Raw genomic sequence first — 11,862 nt, 5'->3', positions numbered from 1 at the left:
GGGCATGCACGAGATAGAGGTAACAGTACGATTTTGTGAGACGGATATGCTCGGCCATGTGAACAACAGCAATTTCTTTGTTTACATGGAAGATTCCCGCATTCGATTTTTCGAAGAACTGAAGCTTGTCGGGGAGGAGTGGAATTTCATTCTGGCTTCTGCCAAATGTGATTTTCTTAAGCAGGTGTACTTCAATCAGACCCTGATCATAAAGAGCAGCGTAGCAAAAATCGGAAACTCCAGTTTTCATCTGATCCAGGAGATGGTGGAGAAAGATTCACAGGAAGTCGTGGCTGAGGGAAGTTCAGTCATCGTGCAGTTTGATTTTGAAAAACAGAGAAGCCTTCCATTTACAGAGGAAATGAGAAAGCGTCTGGAGGAGCATAAGCCCGTTGTGAAATAGGAGGGGTCGGATGGCCGATACGAAAGATACGCAGGCAGTGCGTAAAGGTGAAGAGCTGGATTATGAGATCTTGATTCCTTTTTTGAAAGAACGCTTGAATATGCCGGACGAGGAGCTTACCATCAGACAGTTCGGTGCCGGACACTCCAACTTAACGTATGAGCTTTCTGCGGGAGAAGACTGGAAGGTTGTGCTGAGGCGTCCGCCGCTTGGACCGGTTGCTCCAAAGGCCCATGATATGGAGCGGGAATATACCGTACTCCAGGCGCTTCATCCAGTTTATCCACTGGCCCCGAGACCTTTTCTCTTTGAATCTGGTGATTTGCTCGGATCCCCTTTTTTCATTATGGAACGTAGAGAAGGAATCGTCTATGATAAACACTTTCCAGAGGGAGTAGAAGGGAATGCGGAGCTCGGAAGGCGGATTTCACAGACGATGGTGGACAAGCTTGCCGAACTTCATGCTGTGGATTATTCGAGAACAGAACTCGCCCATATGGTGAAGCCTGATGGATTTATGGAGCGTCAAGTACACGGATGGATTAAACGGTACGACCGTTCGCGGACGGACGATGTTGTTTCAGGAGAACGGCTGAAGAAGTGGCTGGTGGATCATATCCCTTTATCCGGAGCAGCTTCTGTTATTCATTATGATTACAAGTTGAACAATGCCATGTTCAGTAAGCGGAATCATGCTGAAATGGTCGGGCTGTTTGACTGGGAAATGACAACCGTCGGAGACCCGCTTGCAGACCTGGGAGCAGCGCTCAGCTATTGGATCCAATCCGATGATCCACCGATGCTGCAGGAAGGGCTGGGCAGACCGCCGGTCACTGTAAAGGATGGTTTTTTTACCAGGGATGAATTTGTAAACGCTTACTCTTTAAAGAGCGGCCGGAATGTTGACGACATCCATGTCTATTTGACATTTGCTTACTTTAAGCTGGCTGGAATTATCCAGCAGATTTACTTCCGGTATAAAAATGGTCAGACAGAGGATCTAAGATTTGCCCAAATGAATCATTTTGTCAATAACTTGATTCATCATGCGGAAGAAACGGCGGGGCTGTAGGTATGGGGAAAATCGAAGTCATTTTCAAAAAGGAAGACATACAACCTGAAAAGCTGACCGGGAAAACAGCTGTGGTTTTTGACGTGCTTTTTGCAACCTCGACAATGACGGCCGCGATAGCTGATGGGGCGCTGTCTGTGCTCCCTGTTTACAGTCCTGAGCTAGCTCGGAAAACGGCAGAGGCATTTGACCAGCCCTTCCTTCTTGCCGGGGAGGATCAAGGTCGTACGATTGAGGGGTTTTATCCGCCTTTACGAAATCAACTGAAAAAATTTGTTGCAGGTAAACATCTTATTTTGACGACTACGAATGGTACGGTCGCACTTCACAAGGCTCAAAAAGCGGCAGATCTTTATGCCTCATCGCTGCTCAACAACCCGTCAACGGCCAGGCATCTGAACGAATCTCACAGCGGGGAAACCATTGTGATCATCTGTTCTGGTTCAAGCGGTCTGTTTACAATGGAGGATTTTTATGGAGCAGGAAGTCTTGTCCATCATATGCAGCAGGATGGAAATTGGGAGCTTTCAGATGGGGCGTTAACATCCCTGCATTTTTATAAAGGCGGTGGTGAGGCCCGGGAATTGCTTCGTTCCTGCCGGATTGGAAACTGGTTAATGAAACATGGTCTTGATCCTGCGGAGATCGACTTCGCTGCACAGGAAGGAGTGGTTGAAGCGGTTCTTGCTTACGACAAAATAACAGGACAAGTCAAGGAGGGGCATTATGCATCCAGTTAAACATGAATGGAAAGGTGGTCGATTCCTCACTTCTGATGTGGATCCAGAGGCGGTTTTCACCCCGGAGGATCAGACGGAAGAGCACCGGATGATTCGACGGACCGCCCGGCAGTATATTGAAGGGGAGGTGCGTCCACACAGGGGGCGCATCGAACGAGGCGATTATGACTTCGTTGCCCGGAAGATGAAAAAAGCAGGGGACCTGGGGCTCCTGGCTCACAGCATTCCGGAAAAGTACGGTGGTCTCGGGCTTGATAAAATCAGCAAAGGCATCGTGGGGGAGGCGCTGGGGAGCGCCGGCGGCTACAGTGTGGCCCATTCCAATCATACGTGTATCGCCACTCTGCCGATTACTTACTTCGGTTCGGAGGAACAGAAGAAGAAATACCTGCCGAAACTTGCCTCCGGAGCTTTTATAGGTGCCTACTGCCTGACAGAACCGGAAGCAGGGTCGGACGCTTTATCCGCAAAAACGACAGCTGTCATGAACGAGAGCGGATCGCACTATGTGCTTAATGGAACGAAAATCTATATAACAAATGCCGCGTTTTCCGATACGTTCATCGTATATGCGAAAGTGGATGGAGAGCATTTTACAGCTTTTATCGTAGAAAAGGATTTGCCGGGGCTGTCGATCGGGCCGGAGGAAGACAAAATGGGAATCAAAGGATCCTCCACCTGCTCGGTCGTTATGGAAGACTGTCAGGTCCCGGCGGAGAATCTTCTGGGGGACGTCGGCCGGGGGCATTTGATTGCTTTGAATGTGTTGAATCTCGGTCGGTTTAACTTAGGGTTTGCGACGCTTGGTGCCGCGAAGTACAGCTTTCAGCTCGCTCTTGCTCATGCTTCCGAGCGGCGGCAGTTTGGAAAAGCGATCACGGATTTCAGGGCAAGTAAGCAGAAACTGGCCTGGATGGCCGCGGACTTATATGCGGCTGAATCGGTCATGTACCGGACAGCAGGGCATATTGAATCAGCACTCGCGGGTCACTATGATACAGAAGACAAACAGGCTGTGGCCAAAGCGATGAACGAGCATCGTATGGAAGCAGCCATCTGCAAGGTTGTCGGATCTGAAACATTGGATCGTGTCGTAGATGAAGCGGTGCAGCTTCACGGAGGGGCGGGTTTCATCAAGGAATATCCGGTTGAACAAGCTTATCGTGATGCGCGGATCAACCGCATTTTTGAAGGAACTAACGAGATTAATCGTCTGCTTATCCCGGGGGCCTTTTTCCAAACAGCCGGAAAAGCGGAAATAGATACACATGCCTTAGTGAAACAGGCCGATGATTCCTTGAAAACAGGTGGTTACAAACGGGAGCAGGGCCCTGTGCCGAAGCTCGAAGAGGCGGTCGCGTTGTGTAAAGATTTATATCTTGTTTCCGCTGGAGCTGCTTATAAAATTTATGGATCCGCCATTAAAGATGAGCAGGAAACATTGATGGAGCTGGCAGACATAGCCATTGAAATCTACCGCTCCGAGTCCAGCGTTCTTCGTGCCAAAAAAGGCAGTGGGAGCTCAAGTCTTCACCTGCAGCTGGCAGAGACCGTCATCGAGCGCTCCGTTGAAAACGTCCGCCGGTCTGTAGGCCGCTTGTTTTCTTCTCTCCTTAGAGGAGAAGAACGGACGAAGGCATTGAGAAGTGCTGCAGCCCTGTTGAGTGCGTATTCCTTTGAAGGAAGCCTGGATCGGAACCGCCGCCTTGCTGAACAGATGGTAGAATCCGGTCACTATAAAGTTTAAAAGGAGAGATGAAGATGAAATTAGGTAATGATCATGTAGCTGTGGATATCAATGGACCCGTCATGTCCTGTGTACTGAACCGCCCGGACAGTCTGAACGCATTTTCTGATCAAATGATCGGTGGTTTGATGGAAGCTTTGGAAGAGGCCTCCAGGAATGAGGAAGTGAAAGTGATTACGCTGTCCGGAGCAGGTCGGTCTTTTTCTGCAGGCGGCGATGTGAAAAGCATGGGCGAAGCCTCGGCCCAGCATTTGTATGATCATGTCGGTGAGTTGAATAAACTGATTCTGAAGATCAAAGATGTACCGAAGCCGGTCGTAGCGGTCGTTCATGGGTATGCGGCCGGAGCAGGATTCAATCTTGCTCTTGCCTGTGATCAGATTCTAGCAGCTGAAGAAAGCCGGTTTGTTTTGAGCTTTGCGCAGGTCGGCTTGATTTCCGATGGCGGCGGTCACTATTTCCTTTCCCGTCTCATCGGGCCGTACCGGACGAAAGAGCTGCTGTTTACTGCCGAACCGATTCCGGTTGAGACAGCATCAGAGTGGGGCCTCGTCAACAGAGTGATTCCAGCTGGCGAGCTGGAAGAGGAAGCGATGAATTATGCGCTTCGTCTGGCCAAAGGGCCGGGGAGGGCCATCGGTATGATGAAGAAAATTGTTGATCAATCCGATCAATCCGACCTTGCCGCTATCCTGGAGCAGGAGCGGATCTCTCAAACAATGATGGCTGAAACAATGGATCATAAAGAAGGTGTAGCTGCATTTAAGGAAAAGCGGAAACCGCAGTTTACAGGGAAGTGAGGGGCAAATGATGAAAGCTATTCAATTTAAAGAATATGGAAGTCCATCCGTCCTTGAAAAAGTGGATGTTGAAAAGCCGTCTCTGGCTAAGGATGAAGTGCTTGTCAAAGTATCGGCTGTCGGTGTCAACTATGCCGATACCGCCCGGAGAGAAGGGGCCTATGTGGTTCCGACACCACTACCCTTTATACCTGGTGCTGAAGTGGCTGGTGTTGTGGAGGCTGTCGGATCCGACGTCCAGGATGTGAACGAAGGGGACCGTGTCGTGACTTTGATTGAATCCGGTGGGTATGCGGAGTATGCGAAAGCGAAGGCCGCCTCGCTCATTCCGATTCCTGATGAGGTGGACGATGAAACAGCAGTGGCCATTCCTCTACAGGGACTGACCGCTTATCACATTCTAACGACGATGGGCCGGATGGAGCACGGAGAAACGGTCCTTGTTCATGCAGCAGCAGGAGGAGTAGGATCGCTTGCGGTGCAGCTGGCGAAACAGTTTGGTGCAGGGAAAGTCATTGCAACGGCAAGTACAGAAGAGAAGCGGCAGCTGGCTCTTGAACTTGGAGCCGATGAAGCGGTGGACTATACGAAGGAAAACTGGCGGGACGATGTTCTTGAAATGACGGGCGGCCGCGGGGTCGATGTTGCTCTGGAAATGGCAGGAGGAGACATTTTTCACGAAACGGTGAAGTGTATGCGGTCCTTCGGTCGTGTTGTCGTGTATGGGGTAGCCAGTGGAGATCCGGCAAAAATGTATCCTTCCGGGTTGATGAACCGAAACTTATCCGTCATCGGTTTTTTCCTCCCGCAGATTATGAAAAAGCCGGAAATGTTTAAACGAAGCCTTCACCACTTATTGGAACTAGTGAATACCGGCGATGTAAACTTGACGGTAGGCGGCGTTTATTCATTGGAAGAAGCGGCCAAAGTTCATGAACTGATGCAGGGGAGAAAAACGAAAGGAAAGCTGGTGCTTAAGCCATAATGCTGCTTTAGGGCTGTCGGGGAATTTCCCGGCAGCTTTTCTATGTTTATGGATCTTCAACGGTGCGTCTGAGAATCTGTCCCTTTCTTGAAGGGGATCCAAGGACAGGGAGGAATCAATTGGAAACTTGTCGAATACACAGGACACGCAGAAATAAAGGAGGCTTTTATCTTGTTTACCTATACAGTTGATGATCAGTTGTCATTGAAATTAATTGGCCACGAAGACGCAGAAGAACTCTTTCAATTATCGGACCAATCCAGGGATCACCTTCGAACGTGGCTTCCGTGGATTGATTTCACGAAGACGGTGGAGGACACCCGGGGTTTTATCCAAAGCAGTCTAAAGAGATATGCTGAAAATAATGGCTGGACGGTCTGTATCCTTTGGGAAGGGCGGATCGCCGGGATTGTTGATTTTCACGAACTCGATTACAACAACAAAAAGACCAGCATCGGTTACTGGATGGGAGAGGAATTTAAAGGGAAAGGTCTGTTGACACGCGCCTGCCGGGAATTATTTGATTATGCCTTTCATACGCTTGGGATGAACCGGATCGAAATCCGTGCGGCGGAGCAGAATGAAAAAAGCAGGGCTGTCCCTGAGCGTCTCGGTTTTGTAGAGGAAGGGCTCATCCGCAGCGCCGCCCTCCTCTATGATGAGTATACAGATCATGTGGTTTACGGCATGCTTAAAAAAGACTGGATCAAACGGACGGTGGATATATGAAGTACCAGGTAGAAGTTGTCCAGTTGAAAAGTCCCGCCAAAAAAGAAAGCGAAGATGCGTATGTTCTTCATGAAGGTGCCGGTGTTTACGGCGTGTTTGATGGAGCTACGCCGCTTGTTTCGTTTGAAGATCAGGATGGTCATAACGGCGCCTATCTTGCTGCCCATCGTTTCAGAGAACACATGCAGAACATGGACGGAGTAGATTCCTTGATCAGAACAGTGGAGGAGGCCAACATCGATTTGTTTGAAGAGATGGTTTCAGCCGGAGTGGATACGTCCAAAGGAGAGGAGCGGTGGTCGACGTGTGTGGCTGCGATTAAATTGGAACACAGGCATTTCCACTATGCTCATCTGGGAGATTGTATGATTATGGCCGGTGATAAAAAGGGTGCTGTTCATGTGCTCACGACAGATACAGTCGCAGGAATCAGCGCCCGCGCAAAAATGAAAAGAGAGAAAGACAGAGAAAAGGGGCTGCAGATCAAGGAAGAGCCGTATTACGACCTGCTTCTACATAAGCTTCAGTATAACCGGAGCCTGGCCAACATACCAGGAGGTTATACGGTAGCCAACGGTATGCCGGAGGTGATGACCCATCTTGATTCAGGCTCCTACCCAGTTGAAGAGCTTGAAGATCTATGGCTTGTAAGTGACGGTTTATTCCACCCTGAACTTTCTTTGGAAGAGACATGCAGACGAATGAAGCAGGAGGGGATACGCTCCTATATCAGCGATCTTACTTCCTATTTAGAGAAACACCGGCTTCCGATTGATGACCGGACCGTTATTCACCTGCGTTTTTCATAACCTGCTTGTTGATGAAACGAAAAAAACCTGCAGGACGACCGCTGTCAATCGATCATCCCGCAGGTTTTATAGTTAGGATAAATTCCGTTATTATTCGACAACCGCAAGTAGAAAACCGTCATAACCTTTGTTCCCAACTGTCTGGAAGACGGTGCTCTCCAGACGAGGGTGATTATGGAGAAGGTCGAACATCTGCCGGATTCCATGGATACTTTCGGATCCGCTGTCTTCCTCGATGATTTTACCGTTCCGAATGACGTTGTCGACCAGAATGGTTGTTCCTGGTTTGGACAGTTTCAATACGTGTTCGATATAGTGGGGATTGTTCTCCTTATCGGCATCGATGAAAATAAAGTCGAAGGGATCGTCATTCTCGAGCATAGGAAGCGTTTCGAGAGCAGGCCCGACGTGAATGGATATTTTATCCTTCACACCAGCGTTTTCCATGTTGATGGCGGCTGTTTCAGCATGCTTTGGATTAAACTCAAGAGTGGTCAGCGCTCCATTTTCCGGCAGTGCATTAGCCATCCAGATTGAGCTGTATCCGCCAAGCGTTCCGATTTCCAAAACTCTCCGGGCTGCTTTCATCTTGACATAAAGGTAGAGCATTTTCCCCTGCGCAGCGGAGACACCGATGGAAGGCAGGCCTTCTTTTTCATTCAGCGCTGTGATCGAAGCCATTGTCTCATCCTCCGGAATCAGCCGGTCGATGACGTATTCATCTACTTTTGCCCACGTTTCACGTTCGCTCATAAAATCCTCTCCTTTTCTTTTTTTGATGCCGTTTACCACCCAGCAGCTGGAAAGATGAGTGATACAAAGAACGGGCGGAACCCAGCGGACCGCCCGTTTTTCTATTTATTCAAAAAGCTGTGGAATACCTTGAATCAAGGATACACCGCCCATATAAGCCATTGCAATGACAATGAGGGCTCCGAAGATTGTAAGCCATAGCGGATGTTTGTAATCTCCGACGATCTTCGTTTTATAAGCGGCCACAAGCATGACCCCGAGAGCAATCGGAAGGATTAATCCGTTTAAAGACCCGACAAGAATCAGAACTTTGACAGGTTTCCCGATGGAAACAAAGACCGTGGTGGAAATGACAATAAACCCGACGATAAACCACTTGTGGTACTTCTCGATGGTTTTACTGAATGTACGGATGAAAGAGACAGATGTGTAGGCTGCACCGACAACAGAAGTAACAGCGGCCGCCCACATGATAATGCCGAAAATCTTATATCCGATATTTCCTGCTGCAGCCTGGAATACAGAGGCCGGCGGGTTGGATGGGTCGAGGGTCACACCGGAAGCGACCACCCCAAGAGAGGCGAGGAAAAGGAAAATCCTCATAACGGAAGCGATTCCGATCGCCGATACGGAGCTTTTCGTTACCTGCCCCAGGGATTCCTGTCCCTTTACACCAGCGTCCAGAAGACGGTGGCCCCCTGCGAAGGTGATATATCCACCGACGGTTCCACCGACTAGCGTGACAATCGCCAGGAAATCAATCGTATCCGGGGCGAATGTTTTGGCAGCCGCCTCCCCGATAGGCGGGTTGGCTGAAAACATAACAAAGATTGTAAGAGCGATCATGATAAAACCGGCAATCTGAGCGAACCGGTCCATCACTTTACCAGCCTCCCGAACGAGGAAGACGGCGACGGCTACAATACCGCTGAACAGAGCACCCATCTCAGGGGAGATGCCGAAAAGGACATTGGTCCCCAGTCCGGCACCGGCAATGTTCCCGATATTAAAAGCGAGACCTCCGGCTACAATGAGGATGGATAAGAAAACGCCGAGACCCGGCAGGAGGCTGTTCGCTATATCCTGCGCCGGTTTTTCCGAAACGGCGATGATCCGCCAGATGTTCAACTGCGCACCAATATCAATGATGATGGATATGAGGATGACAAAACCGAAACTCGCAGCAAGCTGTTCGGTAAAGTGTGTGGTTTGTGTTAGAAATCCCGGACCGATGGCGGAGGTCGCCATAAGGAAAGCGGCCCCTAAGAGGAGACTTCTGGTCGATTGTTGTTTCATGTTGTTCTCCTTTCTACTTACCGTGATAAGACCGATCCAATAGCTTCAAGCTGGATGCCTGATTCCTTGAAAGCCTCCCGTATGTATTTTGCGAAGTCAACAGCGCTTGCGCCGTCTCCGTGGATACAAATCGTTTCTGCATCGATATCGATATCGACATCTTGAAGCGTTGATACTTTTCTTTCTTTGACCATACGAATCACCTGATTAACCGCTTCTTCATGATCGGTAATCAGAGCATTCGGTTCCCGGCGTGAAGTGAGAGAGCCATCCTGCTGATAGGTACGGTCAGAAAAGACTTCACTTGCTGTTTTTAATCCGACAGCCTTACCTGCGTGGATTAATTCACTGCCAGCCAGCCCAAACAGGATGAGTGAGGCATCCACGTCATAAACTGCTTTGGCAACAGCGTCAGCCAACGGGCGGTTTTTAGCGGCCATGTTGAAAAGGGCGCCATGTGGTTTGACGTGCTGGAGCTGACCGCCTTCCGCCTGGACAAACCCTTGAAGCGCACCGACCTGGTAAACGACCATATCATACGCTTCTTCTGGTGAAATCTCCATCGGTCGGCGGCCGAAACCAGCCAAATCCGGAAGGCCCGGGTGTGCACCGATTCCTACACCATACTGGATGGCCATGCGTACAGTTTTCTTCATAATGGATGGATCACCAGCGTGATAGCCGCAGGCGATATTTACGGAAGTCACATAGTTCATCATTTCTTCGTCCCGTCCGATTGTGTAGGACCCGAAGCTTTCTCCCATATCACAGTTCAAATCAACAACGTACATGCGTATTCCCCCTTATTTTAATTTCATTTCAATGCCCCGCGCTAACAGCTTAATATCCTTCTCCTGCTGCAGATACAACCGCTGAGCTTCCTCATGAGTGATCATCGTAAACGAAAAGGATTCTCCAGGACGCATCTGTGCAAGCCTTGGAAGATCGACAGAAGCGACTTGTGCGATTTTTGGATAGCCGCCGGTCGTCTGACGGTCTGCGAGAAGAATAATCGGATTTCCCTCGGCAGGCACCTGGATGGTCCCGAAGGTTACAGCCTCTGAGAGAAGATCACGTTCTTCCACAGCCGATAACCGACACCCGGTCAACCGATAGCCCATCCGGTCCGACTTGGAATTAATGTTGAATGTCTCACTCGTCAAGCGGCCCCGGCTTTCTTCATCAAACCAATCATATTCCCGCCCCGGCATAATCCGGATTGGATCCTTTGTATATCCATTGTGGTTGAAGTCATGTCCGACGTACCAGGAAGCCTCATGGAAGCTGGAGTCGCCGGTGTCTGCTTTCAGCTGCTCCATCACACGATTGGAGAGGTGAGAAAAATCAGAAGGTTCAAGAACATCCCCTTTCTCGAGCGGTCGTCCTTGATGTCCGCCGATACCCGCGCGGATATAAGTCGATGCGCTGTTCATTGTAAGAGGGATATCAAATCCGCCTGCCACAGCCAAATAGGCACGGAAGCCGGTTTTCGGTTTTCCGAAACGAAGTTCACTGCCTTGTTTTATGTAAAGAGGTTTCCATGTCCCTACACGTTCTCCGTTAACCATCGGAGTCAAATCGCCGCCGCAGATGGATAGGCAGACGTCCTGCTGGAATTCCAGTACAGGGCCCATTAACGTAACTTCAAGAACAGGGGCGTGCTGTTCATTGCCAACCAGAAGATTGGCAATCCGGTAAGCTTCCTGATCCATCACTCCGCTGGCAATGACGCCGTGCTTTTGATGTCCGTACCTGCCAAAGTCCTGAATGGTCGTAAGGAGTCCGGGTTTCAATACATGTATCATTCTCCGCCCTCCTTCAGGTTTTCATACTCTTCTTGGGTAATCCTTTTAAATTGGATCCGGTCTCCCGCCTGTAGAAGAGTGGGAGATTCTTCGTTTGATGGATCAAACATCTTTGATGGTGTTCGACCGATCAACTGCCATCCTCCTGGTGTTTCCAAAGGATAGACGCCTGTCTGGGCGCCGGCTATTCCGACCGTACCGGATGGGATCTTCAAACGAGGATCTTTTCTCCTGGGTGTTGCAATGGCTGGGTCCATACCGCCGATATAGGGGAAACCGGGTGCAAAACCGATCATATAAACCAAGTAGTCTCCGTTCATATGTTTTTCAATGACTTCTTCTTCTGTCAACCCATTCTTCTCAGCCACATAAGACAGATCCGGGCCGAGCTCGCCACCGTAACAGACAGGGATTTCCACCGTCCGGGCAGACCCGGATTCCTTGATTGTTAAAGTGGACAAAAATTGAGATACCTGATGGTGAACCCAATCGTAGGGGAGCTGGTTCCGTGAGGTTTTATGATTGGCTATGTAAAGAGGATCATAAAAAAGCGTCACCGTCGTAAAAGCGGGGATGTACTCGATCATCCATTCCGGCTGCCATTCGTCGAGGCTGCTCGCTGCCGCCTGCACAGTCTGATTGATTTCTTCACTGATTTCGTTTCCGAATTCAATCAACACCGCCTGATCACCTAAGGGATGCAGGGACCAATCCATACAATAA

13 protein-coding genes are annotated in these 11,862 nt (G+C 49.6%); 8 read left to right on the top strand and 5 right to left on the bottom strand.

The features are described from left to right. The first annotated feature begins 4 nt into the window (after positions 1–4). From H615_RS0116625 to H615_RS0116590, 8 genes are all read left to right on the top strand, one after another. Positions 5–403: an acyl-CoA thioesterase gene (locus tag H615_RS0116625; RefSeq protein ID WP_027956197.1), complete on the top strand. Its 399-nt coding sequence runs from the start codon at positions 5–7 to the stop codon at positions 401–403. Between the two features lie 10 nt (positions 404–413). Continuing rightward, positions 414–1,475, top strand: coding sequence for a phosphotransferase family protein (locus H615_RS0116620; protein ID WP_027956196.1), 1,062 nt, complete (start codon positions 414–416; stop codon positions 1,473–1,475). Positions 1,476–1,477: 2 nt separating this feature from the next. After that, positions 1,478–2,215 carry a 2-phosphosulfolactate phosphatase gene (locus tag H615_RS0116615; RefSeq protein ID WP_027956195.1) on the top strand — a complete coding sequence of 246 codons (738 nt, stop codon included), beginning with the start codon at positions 1,478–1,480 and terminating at the stop codon, positions 2,213–2,215. Then, a complete protein-coding gene (locus H615_RS0116610; RefSeq protein ID WP_027956194.1) occupies positions 2,202–3,962 on the top strand; it encodes an acyl-CoA dehydrogenase family protein in 1,761 nt (586 codons plus the stop codon). The genes H615_RS0116615 and H615_RS0116610 overlap by 14 nt, the downstream gene beginning before the upstream one ends. Positions 3,963–3,976: 14 nt before the next feature. Next, on the top strand, positions 3,977–4,762 hold the full coding sequence (locus H615_RS0116605) for an enoyl-CoA hydratase/isomerase family protein (RefSeq protein ID WP_027956193.1): 786 nt from the start codon (positions 3,977–3,979) through the stop codon (positions 4,760–4,762). A 10-nt stretch (positions 4,763–4,772) separates the two neighbouring features. Continuing rightward, the gene (locus tag H615_RS0116600; RefSeq protein ID WP_027956192.1) at positions 4,773–5,747 is read left to right on the top strand and encodes a quinone oxidoreductase family protein; all 975 of its coding nucleotides are present in this window, start codon (positions 4,773–4,775) and stop codon (positions 5,745–5,747) included. Between the two features lie 171 nt (positions 5,748–5,918). After that, positions 5,919–6,476 carry a GNAT family N-acetyltransferase gene (locus tag H615_RS0116595; protein ID WP_027956191.1) on the top strand — a complete coding sequence of 186 codons (558 nt, stop codon included), beginning with the start codon at positions 5,919–5,921 and terminating at the stop codon, positions 6,474–6,476. After that, on the top strand, positions 6,473–7,285 hold the full coding sequence (locus tag H615_RS0116590; protein ID WP_035532527.1) for a protein phosphatase 2C domain-containing protein: 813 nt from the start codon (positions 6,473–6,475) through the stop codon (positions 7,283–7,285). The genes H615_RS0116595 and H615_RS0116590 overlap by 4 nt, the downstream gene beginning before the upstream one ends. Positions 7,286–7,375: 90 nt before the next feature. Here H615_RS0116590 and H615_RS0116585 read toward each other — a convergent pair whose 3' ends face one another. The 5 genes from H615_RS0116585 to pxpB form a co-directional block, all read right to left on the bottom strand. Then, positions 7,376–8,038 (bottom strand): O-methyltransferase, encoded by a 663-nt coding sequence (locus H615_RS0116585; protein ID WP_027956189.1) that lies wholly within the window; start codon positions 8,036–8,038, stop codon positions 7,376–7,378. Between the two features lie 105 nt (positions 8,039–8,143). Continuing rightward, positions 8,144–9,334 carry an NRAMP family divalent metal transporter gene (locus H615_RS0116580; RefSeq protein WP_027956188.1) on the bottom strand — a complete coding sequence of 397 codons (1,191 nt, stop codon included), beginning with the start codon at positions 9,332–9,334 and terminating at the stop codon, positions 8,144–8,146. Between the two features lie 17 nt (positions 9,335–9,351). After that, entirely contained in the window at positions 9,352–10,125 is a 774-nt protein-coding gene (locus H615_RS0116575) for a LamB/YcsF family protein (protein WP_027956187.1), read from the bottom strand. Positions 10,126–10,137: 12 nt separating this feature from the next. Continuing rightward, entirely contained in the window at positions 10,138–11,139 is a 1,002-nt protein-coding gene (locus tag H615_RS0116570; protein WP_027956186.1) for a 5-oxoprolinase subunit C family protein, read from the bottom strand. After that, complete coding sequence (gene pxpB, locus H615_RS0116565) at positions 11,136–11,855, bottom strand: 5-oxoprolinase subunit PxpB (RefSeq protein ID WP_027956185.1); 720 nt, start codon at positions 11,853–11,855, stop codon at positions 11,136–11,138. Before pxpB ends, H615_RS0116570 begins: the two co-directional genes overlap by 4 nt. Positions 11,856–11,862: the final 7 nt, after the last annotated feature.

The organism is Halobacillus kuroshimensis DSM 18393 (assembly GCF_000425705.1).
GTDB classification, from domain to species: domain Bacteria; phylum Bacillota; class Bacilli; order Bacillales; family Halobacillaceae; genus Halobacillus; species Halobacillus kuroshimensis.
Note: the sequence above shows the minus strand (reverse complement) of the source record. Positions and strands in the feature narration are given on the sequence as shown.

Coding starts and splice junctions, on each gene's coding strand:
- H615_RS0116570 (WP_027956186.1), bottom strand. CDS start 11,139: ATGATACATGTATTGAAACCCGGACTCCTTACGACCATTCAGGACTTT.
- H615_RS0116605 (WP_027956193.1), top strand. CDS start 3,977: ATGAAATTAGGTAATGATCATGTAGCTGTGGATATCAATGGACCCGTC.
- H615_RS0116620 (WP_027956196.1), top strand. CDS start 414: ATGGCCGATACGAAAGATACGCAGGCAGTGCGTAAAGGTGAAGAGCTG.
- H615_RS0116580 (WP_027956188.1), bottom strand. CDS start 9,334: ATGAAACAACAATCGACCAGAAGTCTCCTCTTAGGGGCCGCTTTCCTT.
- H615_RS0116600 (WP_027956192.1), top strand. CDS start 4,773: ATGAAAGCTATTCAATTTAAAGAATATGGAAGTCCATCCGTCCTTGAA.
- H615_RS0116575 (WP_027956187.1), bottom strand. CDS start 10,125: ATGTACGTTGTTGATTTGAACTGTGATATGGGAGAAAGCTTCGGGTCC.
- H615_RS0116610 (WP_027956194.1), top strand. CDS start 2,202: ATGCATCCAGTTAAACATGAATGGAAAGGTGGTCGATTCCTCACTTCT.
- H615_RS0116590 (WP_035532527.1), top strand. CDS start 6,473: ATGAAGTACCAGGTAGAAGTTGTCCAGTTGAAAAGTCCCGCCAAAAAA.
- H615_RS0116615 (WP_027956195.1), top strand. CDS start 1,478: ATGGGGAAAATCGAAGTCATTTTCAAAAAGGAAGACATACAACCTGAA.
- H615_RS0116585 (WP_027956189.1), bottom strand. CDS start 8,038: ATGAGCGAACGTGAAACGTGGGCAAAAGTAGATGAATACGTCATCGAC.
- pxpB (WP_027956185.1), bottom strand. CDS start 11,855: ATGGATTGGTCCCTGCATCCCTTAGGTGATCAGGCGGTGTTGATTGAA.
- H615_RS0116625 (WP_027956197.1), top strand. CDS start 5: ATGCACGAGATAGAGGTAACAGTACGATTTTGTGAGACGGATATGCTC.